This window comes from Sphingopyxis sp. MWB1, from assembly GCF_000763945.1.
GTDB lineage: Bacteria > Pseudomonadota > Alphaproteobacteria > Sphingomonadales > Sphingomonadaceae > Sphingopyxis.
Genome location: NZ_JQFJ01000002.1, coordinates 2206723 through 2223655 on the forward strand (window position 1 = coordinate 2206723; position 16933 = coordinate 2223655).

Consider the following 16933-nt stretch of genomic DNA (forward strand, 5'->3'; position numbering starts at 1 on the left):
TTATTCGCTGGCGGCGGCGGTGAGGCTTTCGAGCGAGGCTTCGGCGGCGCTGGCGATACCGCGATAGCCTTTTTCCTTCGCCGATTCTTCGACGAGCCGGATGTTGCGCTCGATCATCGAGCGTTCGGGCGAATTGGGCGCGAGCTCGGCGGCCTTGGCGGTGTTTTTCTGTAGCGCGGTGCCGACATCCTGCTGAAACTCCGCCTTGGTTTCGGCGGAAAGCTGTGCGGGTTCGCTATTGTCGAGCGCATCGACCAGCGGGATGAGCGCGCCCGAGCCGTCGGCGGCGGCGGCGCTGCGGCCCGCGCTCCGCACCTCTGCCTCGGCGGCCTCGGCGGCTTTTTTCTGCAGCGAGGCGCTGATGACCGACGGAAAGCTGATCGCGCACAGCAGCGCGAGAAAGAAAAAGGGCAACTTGTCCTCGCGCCGGCTGTTGGCGACCACCGTGGTGCCGATGCCGGCGGCAGCAAAGCCCAGCCCGATTTTCTCCCACAAGAGCAGCCCCTGTCCCGAGGGCGTCTTGGCGACCCATGCCGCCGCGTCGGACAGAAAGCCGCCGATCACCCCGGCGACGCAGATGAGGAAAAAACAATTGGACCAGAGCGGCCAGCCCGCGACCCATTTGACCCAGGCGATAAAGCCGTTGCCGCCTGCCTCGTTGTCCCGCGCATCCGTCATCCCCCGCACCCCCCTGCTTCGTGACGGGCGGGAGGCTAACAAGCGGAGTGATTATTGCAACCGGTCGGCGTGGCGGATTTGGTGCGTGTTTATCCGGATGGGGTTCGCGCAAAGGCGCAAAGAGGACGGTGGGGCCACAGGCCCATTTCTCTTTCAAGGCGGCGCCAACCCGCTGCAGACACAATATAGCCGCTTCGCGGCCTCCGCTTCTTTTTGCGCCCTTGCGCCGTTGCGCGAAAAAATGGCGCCACCCCCAGCAGGACAGCGCCATTTGTTGTTTCGCGAGCAGGGGGCTGATTGCCCCCTAAGTGCCGGGTGTGAAAGGGCGGCTTATGCCCCCGGAATGGCGGCGCTGGCGTCGCGGCCGTCGCCCTGGGGGGCGGCGAGGATGTCGCGGACGACGAGGCCTTTATCGACAACCTGCGTCTGGGGGCTGCCGACATCGCTGCGCACGCCGGGGTCGGCGCGGTCGCCATCGGCCTGACCGATGATCGCGCTTTCGGTCGCGCTGCGCGGGGCGGGGCCGCCGAAGAGCGCACGAAGCGTCTGCTCCGCGGTCGATTCGCCGCCGGGGATCGCCGATCCGGGCGCGGGCGGGGTCAGCGAATAATCGGGCGGCACGACGAGCGGTGCCTGACGCGACACGGCAAATTCATCGGGCCGGTCGCGGCTGAACAAATTGTTCGACCCGCATGCCGACAGCGAGACGGCGGCGAGCGAGGCGGCGAGGATGATCTTGGTCCGGTTCACGTGTTAAACTCTCCTATACGCCCCATGACTGCGCAATGAACATAGCGTGGGGTCGTAGGCTTAATGGCTTGCGGCGCTTTTGTCCGCCGGGGGCGTCTTTTCGCCCAAGAGCAGCGCGCGCGCAACCAGCAAAAGCACGCCAATGGTGATGCAGGCATCGGCGACGTTAAAGATCATGAAGGGGCGGAAATCGCCAAAGTGCAGATCGGCATAATCGACGACAAAGCCATGGCGGACCCGGTCGACGATATTGCCGAGCGCGCCGCCCAATATCAGCGCGAGCGCGACGACATCGCCCTTGGCCTGTTCCCGGCTCATCCACACCGCCACCAGCCCGGCGACGAGCGCGGTAACCGCGACCAGCGTCCAGCGCGTCGTGTCGGTACAGCTGGCGAACATCGACAGCGAAATGCCGCAATTTTCCGCCCAGGTCAGGTTGAAGATCGGGACAAGCTCGATCACCCTTTTTGCCTCCAGCCCCAGGGGCACGATGATGACCCATTTGGCCACCTGATCGAGGATGAAGGCGAAGGCGGCAACGAGCAGGCCAAAGCGAAGATAGGGCGAACGCGACTGGGTCATGCGGCATCCAATACATGGGTGCAGCGATTGCATAAAGCGCCGTCTTCCGAAACTTCGGGCAAATGGCGCCAGCAACGGCCGCATTTGTGATTGTCGGTGCGGATGACGGCAAGGCTCTCGCCCGCGCGCACCGCCGAGACGATGAAGATTTCCTCCAGCGCCGCGGTGCCCAGCGCGGGATCGGCGATGGTCACTTCGGCTTCCAGACTCGACCGGATCGTCTTTTCGCGGCGATAGGGCTCGATCGCCTCGGTCACGGCTTCGCGCTGTTCGCGCACCGCGTTCCAGCGGGCGGCAAGCGCGGGATCGCGCCAGCCCGCGTCAACGTCGGGCCATTCGAGCAGATGGACACTGCCGCCATCGGGATAGCGTGTGCCCCACACTTCCTCTGCCGTGAACACCAGCACCGGCGCGGCATAGCGGACGAGGGCGTGGAACAGCGTGTCGAGCACGCTGCGATAGGCGGCGCGTTCGGCGGTCTGATAACCGCTCGCCGGATTGACGTCGCAGTAAAGCCGGTCCTTGCGGATATCGAAGTAAAAGGCCGACAGATCCTCGTTGCAGAAATCGGCGAGCGCGCGGGTATAGGCGTTGAAGTCGAAATCATCGACCGCGCGCGACAGGCGGGCATCGAGATCGGCGAGGAGCGAGAGCATATAGCGCTCCAGCTCCGGCATGGCTGCAATGTCGGTGACGCGCTCTTCTTCGCCAAAGCCTTCGAGCGCGCCGAGCATATAGCGGAAGGTGTTGCGAAGCTTGCGATACTGGTCGGCGACGCCCTTCAAAATTTCATCGCCGATGCGGTGATCTTCGGTGAAATCGACCGACAGCGCCCACAGGCGGATGATATCGGCGCCGCTCGTTTCCATGACCTTCAGCGGGCTGATCGTGTTGCCGAGCGATTTGGACATTTTCATGCCCTTGGCATCCATGGTGAAGCCATGGGTCAGCACCGCCTTATAAGGCGCTTGCCCGCGCGTCGCGCAGCTTTCGAGCAGCGAGGACTGGAACCAGCCGCGATGCTGGTCCGACCCTTCGAGATAGAGGTCGGCGCTGTGGGTGCCCCCGTCGCGGCGGACGAGCGCGGGCCATTTGCCGCTTTCGAGCACAAAGGCATGGGTGCAGCCCGAATCGAACCAGACGTCAAGAATGTCGGTGATGCGCTCATAATCGGCGGCGTCATATTGATCGCCGAAATATTCCTGCGCGCGCGCGTCGCTCCACGCGTCGACGCCGCCTTGCTTGACCGCGGCGATGATGCGCGCGTTGACCGCGGGATCGACCAGATATTGGCCGGTCTGGCGGTGAACGAACAGGGTGATCGGCACCCCCCAGGCGCGCTGGCGCGACAGCACCCAGTCGGGGCGCCCTTCGACCATCGAGCCGATGCGGTTGCGGCCCTTTGCGGGGACAAAGCGCGTGTCGGCAATCGCCTGCATCGCGGTTTGGCGGAGAGTCTGGGCCGCGCCCTGTTCTTCTCCGTTCGCATCGAGCGAAGTCGAGATGCCCGTCGTGACAGGCTTGTCCATCGGCACAAACCATTGCGGGGTGCAGCGATAGATGACCTTGGCCTTCGACCGCCAGCTATGCGGATAGCTGTGCTTGTAATCGGCGCTGGCGGCGAGCAGCGCACCGGCTTGCCTAAGGTCGGAACAGATGGGGCCTTCGGGGGCATTGAACTTGGGGTTGATCACGGACATGCGGCGTTCGTCATCGCCGCCGAGCCAGCCCCAATCGTCGCGGTAGCGGCCATCGTTCATCACCGCAAATTGCGGCTCGATCCCATGCGCCTTGCACAGCTCGAAATCATCCTCGCCATGGTCGGGCGCCATATGGACAAGGCCGGTGCCGCTGTCGGTGGTGACGAAATCGCCGGGCAGGAAGGGGCGGGGGCGGGCGTAGAAGCCGCCGAGATGGTGCATCGGGTGGCGGGCGACGGTGCCGGCGAGGTCGGAGCCTTTGCCGGTCCAAGTTACCGTCCACCCCTCGCCTTCGCTCAGCCACGGCGTATTGCCGATCCGCTGCGCTGAATCATTCCAAAGTTCTTGTGCAACCAGCAAGCGATGCTTGCCTGCCTGCATGATGATATATTCAACCTCCGGCCCATAAGCGAGCGCCTGATTGACTGGGATCGTCCACGGCGTCGTCGTCCAGATGACCGCGTATGCGCCTTTGAGTTCCTCGATGGGTGAGTCGACAATCTCGAACGCCACGTCGATCTGGGTCGAAACAATATCCTCATATTCGACCTCGGCTTCGGCGAGGGCGGTTTTTTCGACCGGGGACCACATCACCGGCTTGGCGCCGCGATAGAGTTGGCCGGATTCGGCGAATTTGAGCAATTCGGTGACGATGGTCGCCTCGGCGTCGAAATCCATCGTCAGATAGGGATTGTCCCAGTCGCCGCCGATGCCAAGGCGTTTGAGCTGTTCGCGCTGAACATTCACCCATTCCTGCGCATAGGCGCGGCATTCGGCGCGAAACTCCTCGACCGGAACCTCGTCCTTGTTGCGCTTTTTCTTGCGATATTTTTCCTCGACCTTCCACTCGATGGGCAGGCCGTGACAGTCCCAGCCGGGGACGTAAGGCGCGTCCTTGCCCTTTAGCGTCTGGGTGCGGACGACCATGTCCTTCAATATATGGTTGAGCGCATGGCCGATATGCATGTCGCCATTGGCATAGGGCGGGCCATCGTGAAGGATGAATTGCTCGCGGCCCTTGCGGCTTTCGCGAATCTGCTTTTCCAGATCGCTTTCGATCCATTTGGCGAGAATCGCCGGTTCCTTCTGCGGCAGGCCGGCCTTCATCGGAAAGTCGGTTTTGGGCAGGAAGACGGTGTCGCGGTAATCGCGCGGATCGGTTGCGGGCGTATCGGTCATGGTCGGCGCGCTTAGCGCAGTTTTGGGCGGGAGCAAACTATCCTCTCGTGCCGCGGCCCTGTATCCGTTCGCGGTGGCGAAGTTATCAGATGCCCGACAAGAGGGCGCGCGCCCGATCGCAATCGGCGGCCATTTGTTTCATCAGCGCATCCATATCGTCGAACTTCGCCTCGGGCCGGATGAAGGCGTGAAAGGCGACGTCGATTTCCTGACCATAAAGATCGCCCGAAAAATCGAAGAAATGGGGTTCGAGCAATTCCTTGGGCGGGTCGAAGCTGGGGCGGATGCCCAGATTGGCGGCGCCCTTCAGCACGCGGCCATCGGGCAGGCGGCCGGTCACCGCATAAATGCCATAGCGCGGGCGCAAATAGCTTCCCATGTCGAGATTGGCGGTGGGGAAGCCCAGCAGGCGGCCATTTTTGTCGCCATGCTGGACGGTGCCGCGCACGGTGAAGGGGCGGGTGAGAAGGCGCGCGGCGGTGGCGCAGTCGCCCGCCTGTAGCGCGGCGCGAATGCGGCTGGAGGAAATGACTTCGTCGCTATCGTCGACGGGGGAGACCATTTCGGTGAAAAAGCCAAGGCGGCGGGCATGGTCGGCGAGGGTCACGACATCGCCGCTGCGCCCCTTGCCAAATACGAAATCGGCGCCGGTGACGACGCCTGCGGCGCCATAGCGGTCGAGCAGCAGGCTGGTGATAAAATCCTCTGCGCTGGTGCCCGCGAGCGCGGCGTCGAAAGGAAGGACAAGCATCGCATCGGCCCCCGCCGCGCCGAACAGCGCCTGCCTTTGGTCGAGCGTTGTCAGGCGGAAGGGCGAGGCGTCGGGCTTGAAAAAGCGCACCGGATGCGGGTCAAAGGTGGCGACGATGGCGGGGCGCCCCTCGTCGCGGGCATGGCGCACCGCGCGTCCGACGACCGCCTGATGCCCGCCGTGGAAGCCGTCGAAATTGCCGAGCGCAATGACGCCGCCGCGCAAGGGCGCCTCGATACGGCTGTGGCCGTCGAGGCGGATCATGGCGCTGCTGTCGCAGGCGGCACCAGCGGGGTTAGCCCGGCCTTGAGCACGCGCAGCGCATTGCCGCCCATCACCGCGCGGATTTCATCGTCGCTGAACCCGGCGTCGATCAGCGCCTGCGTCACCTGCACCAGCTTTGACGTATCGAAGCGCACCGTGGTCGCGCCGTCATAATCGCTGCCCAGCGCGACATGTTCGATGCCGACCAGATCGCGGACATGCTTCATCGCCCTGGCGATGGTCGCGGGCGAGGTGTCGCAGATCGCGCCATCCCAATAGCCGATGCCGACGAGCCCGCCCGTTGCCGCGACCCCGCGAATCTGATCGTCGCTGAGGTTGCGGTTGACGCGGCACACCGCCTGCACTCCGCCATGGCTGGAGACGACGGGGCGGCGCGCCATTTTCAATATGTCGGCGACGCAGGCCTCGCTGCAATGGGCGATATCGACGATCATCCCCCTGGCTTCCATGCGTTCGACGACCTGCCGGCCCAGGGGGGTCAGGCCGCCTTTTTCAAGGCCGTGCATCGATCCCGCCAGTTCATTATCGAAAAAATGGGTGAGGCCGGCCATGCGGAAACCGGCATCGTACAGCCGGTCGAGATTGGCGATATCGCCTTCGAGATTTTGCAGCCCTTCGATGCTGAGCATCGCACCGACGGGAAGCGGACGCCCCTTGCGCGCGGCAAGCAGCGTGTCGATGTCGGCGGGGGTGGCGACGGCTTGCAGCGCCCCTTTGGACCCGGCCACCGCACGGTGCAGCTTTTCGGCATGCCAGAGCGAGCGTTCGAGCAGCGAATTCCATGTCCGCACCGGCTGAAGCTGCGCGATGGCGAGCGCGGTGATATTGTCGCTGTCGGCGCCATTAGCGTCATAATTCTGCCCCTTGGGCGTCTTGGTGACGCTGGAGAGAATCTGGAGCGCGACATGACCTTCCTCCAGCCGGGGCAGGTCCATATGGCCGCGGCTCGCGCGGTCCAGAATATCGCGCTTCCACAGCAAGGTGTCGCTGTGCAGATCGACGATGGCGAGCGTCTTGTGCAGATCCTGCGCGCGCTGGCTGACGGCGGGGAGCGGCTTGCCGTCGATCCGGTTCATGCTGCGTTCGGCGATGCCGGGGGCAAAGGCCAGCGCGCCGCCGATCAGAAGGACAAGCAGAGCGAGAAGAATCAGAAGCCAGCGCCGCATCGCCTAATCCTTTCGGACGAAAGTGACGAAGCTGTAGGCGGGGCGGCTGCCCTCGGCCGGATGATCTTCGCGCGCAACTTCGCGCCAGTCGGCGGGCCCCGGATAGGCGATCGTCGCATCGCCCTTTGGCTCCAGCGCCACTTCGGTGAGTTCGATGCGCGTCGCGAGCGGCAGGAAGAGGTGGTAGATTTCGGCCCCGCCGATCACCATCACCTGCGGCGCATTGGCGAGGCGCAGCGCTTCCTCGACGCTGGCGACGGGCTCGGCATCCTCCCCTTCCCATTCGGGGTCGCGGGTCAGGACGATGTGGCGCCGCCCTTCGAGCACGGCGGGCAGGCTGTCATAGGTTTTGCGTCCCATGATCATCGGGCGGCCCATGGTGAGCTGTTTGAAACGGCGCAGGTCGGCGGGAACATGCCAGGGCATCTTGCCATCGGCGCCGATAATGCCATTGGCGGCGCGCGCGAGGATCAGCGTGATGTCCGGTCGGTTCATGCAGAAGAGGCTCCCACCCAGGTGGCATGGCCGAGCTTGCGCCCGTCGCGCACCTCTGCCTTGCCATAATGATGCACATGGGCGTTGCCGTCGGCGAGGAGCCGGGGCACCTCCCCAATGGCATCGCCGATCAGATTTCGCATGGTGACGGGCAACGCGGCGGTAGCAGTGCTGCCCAGCGGCAGGCCCGCGACCGCGCGAATATGATTTTCAAACTGGCTCGTCACCGCGCCCTCGATCGTCCAATGGCCGCTGTTGTGGACGCGCGGTGCCATTTCGTTGAACAGCGGCCCGCCTTCGCAGGCGAAAAATTCACCCGTCAGCACGCCGATATAATCGAGCGCATCGACAATATCGCGCATCATCGCCCGCGCTGCCGCTTGCTGTTCGACGACGATGCCGGGCGGGGGCAGGCTGGAGGTGGCGAGAATGCCGCCTTCATGGACGTTGACCGGCGAATCCCAGAAACGGATTTCGCCGTCGATGCCGCGCACCAGGATCACCGAAAATTCATGGTCGAAGGTGACAAAGCCCTCCAGCACCGCGGCCTGCCCGCCGATGGCGTCCCACGCCGCATCGGCGTCGGCGGGTGTGGCCAGACGCGCCTGCCCCTTGCCGTCATAGCCCATGCGGACGGTCTTCAATATGGCGGGGGTGCCGATGCGTTCGAGCGCGACGTCGAGTGCGGCGCGATCGGGGGCCGGGGCGAACGGGGCGGGGCGTCCGCCCAATCCGGCGACGAAATTTTTCTCGGTCAGCCGGTCCTGCGCCGCCTCCAGCGCCTTGGCGCCGGGGTGCACCGCGACATGACCCGCAAGGAAGCGGACCGTATCGACGGGCACATTTTCAAATTCGAGCGTGACGACGTCGCATGCAGCGGCAAAGGCCGCGAGCCTTTGTTCATCATCCCATGCCGCGCGCGTGTGGCGCGCCGCGACATCGGCGGCGACGCTTTCCGCCTCGGGCGCATAGATGTGCGTTTTGTAACCAAGCTGCGCGGCAGCGACGCTGAGCATCCGGCCAAGCTGGCCGCCACCCAAAATGCCGATGGTCGAACCGGGAGCGAGCAAGCGAGACTATCCTTCGCGAACCGGAATGGGGGCGACGCTTTCGGTCTGGGCGGTCCGCCAGGCGTCGAGCCGCTGAGCCAGCGCGCCATCTTCATTGGCGAGCAGCGCGGCAGCGAACAGGCCGGCGTTGATCGCCCCCGCCTTGCCGATGGCAAAGGTGGCGACGGGGACGCCGCCGGGCATCTGGACGATGGACAGAAGGCTGTCCATGCCGCTGAGCGCCGCCGATTGCACGGGGACGCCGAGCACGGGAACGCGCGTCATCGCCGCGACCATGCCCGGCAGATGCGCCGCGCCTCCCGCGCCCGCGATAATCGCGCGAAGGCCGCGGTCCGCCGCGCTCTTGGCATAGTCGACGAGGCGGTCGGGGGTGCGATGCGCCGAGACGATCTGCACCTCATGCGCAATATCCAATTGTTCCAGGATCTGGACGGCGTGCGCCATGGTCGTCCAGTCCGACTGGCTGCCCATGATTACCCCGACGCTGGGCGTGCTGCCTTCCATGAAACCCTCTCTCCTGCACCGACGCGAAAGGCGGGAGCAAATGCCGCCGATACGGCCCCGCGATTCCTGAACCCTTGACCTTCCCCTAGCGAGTCGGACAGGCGCGGGCAACGTCGCTCACGGCGATGGCGATAAGAAGCGGCCGGGGCAACCAATGGCCCCCGTTTACGTCTTGGTATGATGTGCGCGCTATGCAGAGAATATGCGACGCTGGCATCGGGGCCGGGGTCGAGGACAGGGACTGGGAACTGAGCATGGATATTGTGGGGGGGGCACGAATCGCGGTTGATCAGCCCGGCGTTGCCCCTGCGGATTCCATCGAGGACCAAATGCGCGAACTACGCCGCGAGCGCGACGCGCTTCGCCGGGAAAACCGCGTCCTCAAGATCGCCGTTGCCGAACTGGAGCGCGTGTCCGAGCGCGACACGCTGACACCGCTGTTCAACCGCCGCTATTTTCTGACTGCCATTCATCAGCGCATTGCGCGTTTTGAACGCCATGCCGAAAGCGCGGCGGTCGTATTTGTCGACGTCAATCAGCTCAAATATATCAATGATAATTATGGCCATGCTGGCGGCGATTTTGCGCTGTTGGAAATTGCCAAGCGCCTTTCCTGTTCGATCCGTTCGACCGATGTCGCCGCGCGGATCGGCGGCGATGAATTTGGCCTGATCCTCGACCAGTCGAGCGAAGAGGGCGCGCGCGCGCAGGTCAAGCGGCTGCGCGAGTTGCTGAGCGCGACGCCCGCCCAATATGACGGGCATGATATCAGCCTGTCGGCTTGTTTCGGCGTTGCGATGCTCGAAAGCGGGGCGACCGAGTCCGATATATTGGCTGCTGCTGACCGCGATATGTATCGGTGCAAGCGGGAAAAGAATGCGGCGAGCGCGCGTTGAGACGCGCCCGGCGCTGGCTCTGAGGCCAGACCCGCCCACCCCCTTTTTATTCCGCTTTCGTGGTCGATTTCTGGCTTAGGCGCGCGGGCGGCGGAGCGGCTTCAAGGCCTTGTTAACCATTTTGACGCAGCATCCCTGCAATCAGGGGGTGCTCGATGCGTAACCATTATGTTCCGGAGCCCGCGCCCGATATGGAGGCGCATCTCGCCGATCGGATCGACGCGCTGGCGAGTGCGCTGCCGCGCTGCGGTCTCACTGAAATTGTACGGGGCGTGGATGATATCCGCTGCCTGGCACGGGACAATGGATATCCGGCGGTCGAGATATTGGCGAGCCATTTGGAATCGGCGGTCGCGGCCGACGGGCGCGGTGCGGCCATTCGAACCTATTTCGCGGCGATGCAGGATGCTGCGCATGCGCCGCGAGGCCCTTTGCCAGCGGGCGTGGCCGATGCCTGGCTGGCGTCGGTGGCGGTGCGCCTGACATGTTGATCAAGATCATCGCAGCGGAGCCTGCTTGACCCCGGCGCGCGGGCGGGTCACATCCCCTGTCCATGGATGCAATTATGATCGCGCTGGTGGCGGTGATGCTGGCCAATGCGGACGGGCGCAGCGGCGCCCTTTTGTCCGGTCTGCTTGCGCGGCGCCGTGACCGGGGGCGCGTCATCGCCATTGCCGTGGGCGCTTTTCTGGTCAATGCGATCGCCGCCGCTTTCTTTGGTGCGGCGCTCAGCCGGATGGTGGGGCAGGGGGTGGTGGCGCTGCTTGTTGCCTTTGCGCTCGGCACAGCGGCGTTGGCGCTGTTGTGGCGCGGGCGGTTGATGCCTGAAGTCCAGGTGCTGGCGCCATTGTCGGCCCCGATGCTGGGGGCACGCCTGACCCTGGCGCAGCTGGGCGACCGCAGCCATTTCCTGATCGGCGCGCTCGCCGCCACGACCGGCGCGGGCCATTGGGCCGCCGCGGGCGGCAGCATCGGCTGGGTGCTCGCCATGCTGCCCATGCTCGCCTTTGGTCCGGCGCTCGCCGATCATCGAGGGGCGCGCTGGTTGCGTTGGACAGCGGCGGCAGTGCTGGCTTTTTGGGCCTTGCGCGCGGCGTTGACGGCATTTGGTTTGATCGAATCCCGATAAGGTTCCCGCCTATTGATCAATTTTTTCGATAAGCGCGATAGGGAGCTTTTATGGGCAGGCGAGCGTCCGCTTCCTATATGGATAAGAGCAAGAGAAAGGATGAACTCCATGTCCCAGAAGAACAGCCCCAATGTCGTCGATGCGCTAAATGCTTTGCTTGCCGACAGTTTCGCTCTCTATCTGAAGACCAAAAATTATCATTGGCATGTGAAAGGCCCGCGTTTTCGCGACCTGCATCTGTTGTTCGACGAACAAGCCGGCGAAATATTGGCGACGACCGATCTGATCGCGGAGCGGGTGCGTAAAAACGGCGCGGGGACCTTGCGCTCGATTGGCGATATCAGCCGCCATCAGTCGATCAAGGATGACGACAGCGAGGGCCTGGCTGCCGATGCGATGATCGAGCGGCTTGCCGCCGACAATGAACGTTTGCTGGAGCGGATTCGTGAGGCAAAGGCGGCTGCCGAAGCGGCTGATGATATTGCGACGAGCGGCATCATTGATGAATGGGCGGACCAGACCGAACAGCGTATCTGGTTCTTGAAAGCAACGCTCGACGGTTAAGTCGTGCCAATAGGCCGTGAGCAGCCCGGCAGCGCGCACGACCGCCCTGTTGTGACAAGGATAGCGTGAAACGAAAAGGGCGGCCCGATGGAGCCGCCCTTTTACTTGAAGAGAATGTCTCTGTTCTCAGCCTTGTTCGGGCTGGAGATTGACCGCTGCAAATTTGCCGCGATCATCCACCTCGATATCGAAAGCGACGCGGTCGCCTTCATCGAGGCCCGCCATGCCGGCGCGCTGCACCGCGCTGATATGGACAAAGGCGTCGGCCTGTCCGTCATCGCGGGCAATGAAGCCAAAGCCCTTCGTCGTGTTGAAAAATTTCACCGTGCCGGAGGTGCGTTCACCCGTCAGCTGACGCCGGCCGCGTGCGCCGCCCGGGGCGGCGCGATCGTCGCGGCGGGGCGCAAATTCCTCAACCGGCATCGGCTCGCCCTCAATCTTGAGGTCGATGGCCGAAACCTTGCCATTGCGTTCGACGAGGGTGAAGCCCAGCGGCTGACCCGAGGCCAGGCCCTGCAGGCCGGCCTGTTCGACCGCGCTGATATGGACGAAGACATCTTCGCCCCCATCTTCGCGGGCGATAAAGCCAAAACCTTTGGACGGGTTGAAGAATTTCACCGTGCCCTGGCCTTCGCCGACAACCTGAGCGGGCATTCCGCCGCCGCGTCCGCCGCCGAAGCCGCCCCCGCCGCCGCCAAATCCTCCGCCGCCGCCGCCGCCGGCACCGCCGCCGCCAAAGCCGCCACGATCCCCGAATCCGCCCCGGTCGCCGCCGAAGCCGCCACGGCCGCCGCCATAATTGTCGCCGCCGTAAGGAGCGGGTTCAAAACTGTCGAAATTGCCGAAGTCGTCGCGCTTGCCGCGTCCCCGATGGCCACGGCGATCCTTGTTGAAACTCATTGCTTAGTAGTCGCTTTCGCTTCGTCCATACCCCATTTTACCAGCGCATTGCGCCGGACGGAAACGCAATTTGCCGCGGGCACAGACTCGCCCCATGCCGTTTACGGCGTAACTTATAACGCATCGCAAGCCATTCTGCGAACAGAAAATTCAAATGGCTGAAGGCTCTTTATGCACATTTGGTCGTAATTAGGGGTAAAGGCGCTGGCTATTGGTGGGCGCTCCCGTAAAAACCAGTCATTGAGCGGCACGTCGGCTTCGCGTAAGGCCGAAAACATGACAGTTTATTTCCACGAAGAAGATTTGCCCGCCGACGCGCTCGGCCCTGGCTCCGTTGCCGTCGATACCGAGACGATGGGGCTTAATCCCATGCGCGACCGCCTGTGTCTCGTTCAGATCAGCGACGGCAAGGGTGATGAGCATCTGGTGCGTTTCGCCCCCGGCAGTCGCTATGAAGCGCCCGTGCTGAAAGCGGTGCTGACCGATCCTGACCGGCTGAAGCTGTTTCACTTTGCACGGTTCGACATTGCCGCGTTGCAACAGGCCCTGGGGGTGGTGACCGCGCCGGTTTACTGCACCAAAATCGCCTCGAAGCTGGTGCGAACCTATACCGACCGCCACGGGCTGAAGGAATTGGTACGCGAGCTGTTGGGACAGGAAGTGTCGAAGCAGCAGCAGTCGAGCGACTGGGGCGCCGCCGAACTGAGCGAAGCGCAGCGCGACTATGCCGCGAGCGATGTCCGGTTTCTGCATGCGATGAAGGAGGTGCTCGACGCCCGCCTTGCACGTGAAGGGCGCACCCATCTTGCCCAGGCTTGCTTTGACTTTTTGCCGACGCGCGCGGCGCTTGACCTTGCGGGATGGCCCGAGGTCGATATTTTCGCGCATAGCTGACGGACGGGCGGCGGACAGGCGATGTCGGAACAGGCCGAAGTGGATCGCAGCATGCGGCGCCTGTGGGCGGCGCGCGGGTCGAGCCACGACCGGCTGGTGCGCGCCCTGCGCTTTGTCCTGCCGGCGCTGATCGGGCTGATCGGCGCGATTCTGGTTTTTTCGCCGTTTACACAGCGCGCCGAGATCAGCTTTCTGCTCGCCAAGGACAAGGTCGAGGTCGCGAAAGAGCGCATGCGGGTGACCCGCGCCGAATATCGCGGACAGGATTCCAAGGGGCAGCCCTTTGCGTTGATTGCGGGAAGTGCGGTGCAGAAAAGCTCGGCTGAACCCATTGTGCGGATGGAAAATCTGTCGGGGGCGATCAAGCTGGCCGATGGTCCGGCCACCATCGCGGCGCTGGAGGGTGCCTATAATATGGAGACGGAGCGCGTGCTGGTTCCCGGCCTCGTCAAACTGGCGAGCGCCGACGGCTATCGTATTGACGCGACCAATGTGGTCGTCGACATGAAAAACCGCAGCCTGATCGGCAGTGGCGGCGTTCAGGGTGCATTGAACATCGGACGTTTTTCGGCCAACGCGATGACCGCCGATCTTGACAAGCGGACCGTCCGCCTGTCGGGCAATGCGCGACTGACGATCAATCAGGGAGTGCTGAAATGACGGGGCTTTGGAACCGAAAGAGCGTGGCGGTGGCTGCGGCAAGCTTTGCGCTCACCGGCATGGCCCTGCTGGCAACCGGCACTGGCGGCAGTGCCGCGCAGGCGCAGGCGCTCGCCAATCACAATAGCAATGCGCCTGTTAATTTCGTGGCAGGCGATATCGAGGTCCAGGATCGCGCCGACCGGGTCGTGATATCGGGCAATGTCCGTGTGACCCAGGCCGGACTGACGCTGACGGCTCAGCGCATGACCGTCGCCTATTCGCGCGTCGGGGGTACCGAGGTGCACCGGCTCGACGCAACGGGCGGTGTGGTGGTGACCAAGGGCGATGAACGCGCGTCGGGCAATGTTGCCATTTACGACCTCGACCGGCGGATCATCACCATGGTCGGCAATGTCGAATTGCGCCAGCGCGGCAACCGCCTGTCGGGCGGGCGGCTGGTGATCGACCTCAACAGCGGGCGTGCCACGGTCGACGGGCGCGGTGCGGCGCGCGGGCCCGATGGCAATCCCGTGGCGGGCGGCACCGGCGGGCGCGTGACGGGCACCTTTACCGTGCCGCAAAGGAAAGAATAACCACTTTCCTTTGCCCGGCGGAAACCTGCAAGGGATAGAGGAAGAGACGGGACCATCGTCGCGGTGAAGGGGGGACGCCGCTCCTTGCGAAGGATCGTCCATGGCTTCCTCTATTCACCCTCCGCTTTCACGCTCGCAATCCCGCGCTTTTGGACGGCATCGCTTGCCCTTGGATTGTGAAGCGAGCGCGCAGCAACCGCTGACGCGTGAAGAGTTGCGGCTGGTCGAGCGCATCCTGCGGCACTCGGCGCTGATGCGGCGGCGCTGAACCTTTCCAGCCTTGGCCCTTTAAGGCTTTGTTTCCAGGAGCGGTTGGCGCACTGCGTCCCAGCCCCTACATGGCCCTATGCCTCCTGATACCGCGATCACCCCCGGGCGCGAACCGCCGATCCTCCCGACGCTCAAGCGCTTTCTCCCTTATCTCTGGCCCGCCGGGCATCGCGGGCACAAGCTGCGGATCATTTTTGCGGCGTTGATTGTCCTCGCGTCGAAAGCAGTGCAGCTGTCGATGGGCTTCCTTTTTGGCGCGGCCATCGACCGCATGGCGCCGGGAATGGAAGCGGGGGTGGCGCTCGCCATCGGGCTGGTCCTTGCCTATGCCGGCGCGCGCTTTGCCGGGGTGCTTTTCGACAATTTGCGCAATGTGGTGTTCGAACGCGTGGGGCAGGATGCGACGCGCGAACTTGCCACCACGACCTTTACCCATTTGCACAGCCTGTCGCTGCGCTTTCACCTTGCGCGGCGGACGGGGGAGGTAACGAAGGTGATTGAACGCGGAACGAAGAGCATCGACACCATGCTCTATTTCCTGCTGTTCAATATTGCGCCGACGGTGATCGAGTTGATCGCGGTGCTGGTGATTTTCTGGACAAAGTTCAGCTTTGGTCTCGCCGGGGCGACGGCGGCGATGGTCGTTCTTTACATCCTCTTCACCCGCAAGGTGACCGACTGGCGCAACGCGCTGCGCGCGCGGATGAACGAGCTCGACACGCTGACCGTCGGGCGCAGCGTCGACAGCCTGCTCAATTATGAAACGGTCAAATATTTCAGCGCCGAAGAACGTGAGGCGGCGCGTTATCGCGACGTTGCCGACCAATATGCGCGCGCCGCGGTCAAAAGCGAAAACAGCCTCGCCTGGCTGAATATCGGGCAAAGCCTGATCACCAATGGCGCGATGGCGGGGGCGATGGCCTATACCGTCTGGGGCTGGTCGCGGGGTGAATTTGCGGTGGGCGATGTCGTGCTGGTCAACACATTGCTCGCGCAGCTTTTCCGCCCGCTCGACCTGCTCGGCATGGTCTATCGCACGATTCGCCAGGGGCTGATCGACATGGAGGCGATGTTCCGGCTGATCGACACGCCGCCCGAAGTGCGCGACGCCCCCGGCGCCCCGGCGCTGAAGGTTGCGGGCGCGGCGGTTGCCTTCGACAATGTCATCTTTGGCTATGACGAAGATCGCACCATCTTGAAGGGGGTGAGCTTTGCCGTCGGCGCGGGCGAGACGCTGGCGATTGTCGGCCCCTCGGGCGCGGGCAAATCGACCATCGCACGGCTGCTCTTTCGCTTTTACGACCCGCAGGGCGGGCGCGTGCTGATCGACGGGCAGGATGTCGCCGGGGTGACGCAGCAAAGCCTGCGCGCCAGCATCGGCATCGTGCCGCAGGACACGGTACTGTTCAACGACAGCATCGGCTATAATATCGCTTATGGCCGCGAAGGGGCGAGCGCCGAAGAGGTTGCCGCCGCCGCCAGGGGCGCTGCCATCGACGGCTTTATCACCAGCCTCCCCCATGGCTATGAAACCGAAGTGGGCGAGCGCGGGCTGAAATTGTCAGGCGGCGAAAAACAGCGCGTCGCCATTGCGCGCACCCTGCTCAAAAATCCGCCGTTGCTGATCCTTGATGAAGCGACAAGCGCGCTCGACAGCCGCACCGAAGCCGCGATTCAGGCGACGCTTGACCGTATCGCCGAGCGGCGCACGACGCTGGTGATCGCGCACCGCCTGTCCACCGTCGTCCATGCTGACCGTATCATCGTGCTCGACAAGGGGCGCGTTGCCGAAACGGGCACGCATGACGAATTGCTCGCGATGCGCGGCCTTTATGCCGACATGTGGGCGCGCCAGCAGGCCGAGCGCGAAGAGGGGACGGTTTAG

Annotated in this window: 19 protein-coding genes; 9 read left to right on the forward strand and 10 right to left on the reverse strand. The window is 63.8% G+C overall.

Features of this window, described 5'->3' with window-relative positions; translation table 11 throughout:
• From JV18_RS0111015 to purE, 9 genes are all read right to left on the reverse strand, one after another.
• Complete coding sequence (locus JV18_RS0111015; RefSeq protein WP_033074522.1) at nucleotides 1-678, reverse strand: hypothetical protein; 678 nt, start codon at nucleotides 676-678, stop codon at nucleotides 1-3.
• 330 nt (nucleotides 679-1008) lie between these two features.
• Nucleotides 1009-1428, reverse strand: coding sequence for a DUF3035 domain-containing protein (locus JV18_RS0111020; RefSeq protein WP_033074523.1), 420 nt, complete (start codon nucleotides 1426-1428; stop codon nucleotides 1009-1011).
• 60 nt (nucleotides 1429-1488) lie between these two features.
• Entirely contained in the window at nucleotides 1489-2010 is a 522-nt protein-coding gene (lspA, locus tag JV18_RS0111025; protein WP_033074524.1) for a signal peptidase II, read from the reverse strand.
• A complete protein-coding gene (ileS, locus tag JV18_RS0111030) occupies nucleotides 2007-4889 on the reverse strand; it encodes an isoleucine--tRNA ligase (protein ID WP_033074525.1) in 2883 nt (960 codons plus the stop codon). Before ileS ends, lspA begins: the two co-directional genes overlap by 4 nt.
• A gap of 85 nt (nucleotides 4890-4974) precedes the next feature.
• Nucleotides 4975-5904 carry a bifunctional riboflavin kinase/FAD synthetase gene (locus JV18_RS0111035; RefSeq protein WP_033074526.1) on the reverse strand — a complete coding sequence of 310 codons (930 nt, stop codon included), beginning with the start codon at nucleotides 5902-5904 and terminating at the stop codon, nucleotides 4975-4977.
• Nucleotides 5901-7091 carry a dipeptidase gene (locus JV18_RS0111040; RefSeq protein WP_033074527.1) on the reverse strand — a complete coding sequence of 397 codons (1191 nt, stop codon included), beginning with the start codon at nucleotides 7089-7091 and terminating at the stop codon, nucleotides 5901-5903. Before JV18_RS0111040 ends, JV18_RS0111035 begins: the two co-directional genes overlap by 4 nt.
• Nucleotides 7092-7094: 3 nt before the next feature.
• Nucleotides 7095-7586, reverse strand: a complete 492-nt coding sequence (locus JV18_RS0111045) for a dihydrofolate reductase (protein WP_033074528.1) — start codon at nucleotides 7584-7586, stop codon at nucleotides 7095-7097.
• Nucleotides 7583-8656 (reverse strand): 5-(carboxyamino)imidazole ribonucleotide synthase, encoded by a 1074-nt coding sequence (locus JV18_RS0111050; RefSeq protein ID WP_033074529.1) that lies wholly within the window; start codon nucleotides 8654-8656, stop codon nucleotides 7583-7585. Before JV18_RS0111050 ends, JV18_RS0111045 begins: the two co-directional genes overlap by 4 nt.
• 6 nt (nucleotides 8657-8662) lie before the next feature.
• The gene (gene purE, locus JV18_RS0111055) at nucleotides 8663-9160 is read right to left on the reverse strand and encodes a 5-(carboxyamino)imidazole ribonucleotide mutase (protein ID WP_033074530.1); all 498 of its coding nucleotides are present in this window, start codon (nucleotides 9158-9160) and stop codon (nucleotides 8663-8665) included.
• A gap of 191 nt (nucleotides 9161-9351) precedes the next feature.
• Here purE and JV18_RS0111060 point away from each other — a divergent pair, with 191 nt between their 5' ends.
• The 4 genes from JV18_RS0111060 to JV18_RS0111075 all read left to right on the forward strand — a co-directional run bounded on the left by JV18_RS0111060 (nucleotide 9352) and on the right by JV18_RS0111075 (nucleotide 11749).
• Complete coding sequence (locus JV18_RS0111060) at nucleotides 9352-10056, forward strand: GGDEF domain-containing protein (protein ID WP_235303151.1); 705 nt, start codon at nucleotides 9352-9354, stop codon at nucleotides 10054-10056.
• Nucleotides 10057-10211: 155 nt separating this feature from the next.
• On the forward strand, nucleotides 10212-10547 hold the full coding sequence (locus tag JV18_RS0111065; RefSeq protein ID WP_033074532.1) for a hypothetical protein: 336 nt from the start codon (nucleotides 10212-10214) through the stop codon (nucleotides 10545-10547).
• A 74-nt stretch (nucleotides 10548-10621) separates the two neighbouring features.
• A complete protein-coding gene (locus JV18_RS0111070; RefSeq protein WP_235303176.1) occupies nucleotides 10622-11185 on the forward strand; it encodes a TMEM165/GDT1 family protein in 564 nt (187 codons plus the stop codon).
• A gap of 108 nt (nucleotides 11186-11293) precedes the next feature.
• The gene (locus tag JV18_RS0111075) at nucleotides 11294-11749 is read left to right on the forward strand and encodes a Dps family protein (protein WP_081944772.1); all 456 of its coding nucleotides are present in this window, start codon (nucleotides 11294-11296) and stop codon (nucleotides 11747-11749) included.
• A 126-nt stretch (nucleotides 11750-11875) separates the two neighbouring features.
• Here JV18_RS0111075 and JV18_RS15755 read toward each other — a convergent pair whose 3' ends face one another.
• Nucleotides 11876-12649: a cold-shock protein gene (locus JV18_RS15755; protein ID WP_033074535.1), complete on the reverse strand. Its 774-nt coding sequence runs from the start codon at nucleotides 12647-12649 to the stop codon at nucleotides 11876-11878.
• 276 nt (nucleotides 12650-12925) lie between these two features.
• On the opposite strand from JV18_RS15755, the gene JV18_RS0111085 reads away from it, so the two are divergent.
• The 5 genes from JV18_RS0111085 to JV18_RS0111100 all read left to right on the forward strand — a co-directional run bounded on the left by JV18_RS0111085 (nucleotide 12926) and on the right by JV18_RS0111100 (nucleotide 16933).
• On the forward strand, nucleotides 12926-13543 hold the full coding sequence (locus JV18_RS0111085; RefSeq protein ID WP_033075274.1) for a ribonuclease D: 618 nt from the start codon (nucleotides 12926-12928) through the stop codon (nucleotides 13541-13543).
• A 21-nt stretch (nucleotides 13544-13564) separates the two neighbouring features.
• On the forward strand, nucleotides 13565-14203 hold the full coding sequence (gene lptC / locus JV18_RS0111090) for an LPS export ABC transporter periplasmic protein LptC (RefSeq protein WP_033074536.1): 639 nt from the start codon (nucleotides 13565-13567) through the stop codon (nucleotides 14201-14203).
• Nucleotides 14200-14778 carry an LptA/OstA family protein gene (locus tag JV18_RS0111095; RefSeq protein ID WP_081944773.1) on the forward strand — a complete coding sequence of 193 codons (579 nt, stop codon included), beginning with the start codon at nucleotides 14200-14202 and terminating at the stop codon, nucleotides 14776-14778. Before lptC ends, JV18_RS0111095 begins: the two co-directional genes overlap by 4 nt.
• Before the next feature lie 100 nt (nucleotides 14779-14878).
• Nucleotides 14879-15046: a hypothetical protein gene (locus JV18_RS15435; protein WP_160174194.1), complete on the forward strand. Its 168-nt coding sequence runs from the start codon at nucleotides 14879-14881 to the stop codon at nucleotides 15044-15046.
• 78 nt (nucleotides 15047-15124) lie between these two features.
• Nucleotides 15125-16933 carry an ABCB family ABC transporter ATP-binding protein/permease gene (locus tag JV18_RS0111100; RefSeq protein WP_033074537.1) on the forward strand — a complete coding sequence of 603 codons (1809 nt, stop codon included), beginning with the start codon at nucleotides 15125-15127 and terminating at the stop codon, nucleotides 16931-16933.

Coding starts and splice junctions, on each gene's coding strand:
- JV18_RS0111085 (WP_033075274.1), top strand. CDS start 12,926: ATGACAGTTTATTTCCACGAAGAAGATTTGCCCGCCGACGCGCTCGGC.
- JV18_RS0111060 (WP_235303151.1), top strand. CDS start 9,352: ATGCAGAGAATATGCGACGCTGGCATCGGGGCCGGGGTCGAGGACAGG.
- JV18_RS0111040 (WP_033074527.1), bottom strand. CDS start 7,091: ATGCGGCGCTGGCTTCTGATTCTTCTCGCTCTGCTTGTCCTTCTGATC.
- JV18_RS0111100 (WP_033074537.1), top strand. CDS start 15,125: ATGCCTCCTGATACCGCGATCACCCCCGGGCGCGAACCGCCGATCCTC.
- lspA (WP_033074524.1), bottom strand. CDS start 2,010: ATGACCCAGTCGCGTTCGCCCTATCTTCGCTTTGGCCTGCTCGTTGCC.
- JV18_RS15435 (WP_160174194.1), top strand. CDS start 14,879: ATGGCTTCCTCTATTCACCCTCCGCTTTCACGCTCGCAATCCCGCGCT.
- purE (WP_033074530.1), bottom strand. CDS start 9,160: ATGGAAGGCAGCACGCCCAGCGTCGGGGTAATCATGGGCAGCCAGTCG.
- JV18_RS0111035 (WP_033074526.1), bottom strand. CDS start 5,904: ATGATCCGCCTCGACGGCCACAGCCGTATCGAGGCGCCCTTGCGCGGC.
- JV18_RS0111095 (WP_081944773.1), top strand. CDS start 14,200: ATGACGGGGCTTTGGAACCGAAAGAGCGTGGCGGTGGCTGCGGCAAGC.
- ileS (WP_033074525.1), bottom strand. CDS start 4,889: ATGACCGATACGCCCGCAACCGATCCGCGCGATTACCGCGACACCGTC.
- JV18_RS0111075 (WP_081944772.1), top strand. CDS start 11,294: ATGTCCCAGAAGAACAGCCCCAATGTCGTCGATGCGCTAAATGCTTTG.
- JV18_RS15755 (WP_033074535.1), bottom strand. CDS start 12,649: ATGAGTTTCAACAAGGATCGCCGTGGCCATCGGGGACGCGGCAAGCGC.
- lptC (WP_033074536.1), top strand. CDS start 13,565: ATGTCGGAACAGGCCGAAGTGGATCGCAGCATGCGGCGCCTGTGGGCG.
- JV18_RS0111015 (WP_033074522.1), bottom strand. CDS start 678: ATGACGGATGCGCGGGACAACGAGGCAGGCGGCAACGGCTTTATCGCC.
- JV18_RS0111045 (WP_033074528.1), bottom strand. CDS start 7,586: ATGAACCGACCGGACATCACGCTGATCCTCGCGCGCGCCGCCAATGGC.
- JV18_RS0111065 (WP_033074532.1), top strand. CDS start 10,212: ATGCGTAACCATTATGTTCCGGAGCCCGCGCCCGATATGGAGGCGCAT.
- JV18_RS0111070 (WP_235303176.1), top strand. CDS start 10,622: ATGATCGCGCTGGTGGCGGTGATGCTGGCCAATGCGGACGGGCGCAGC.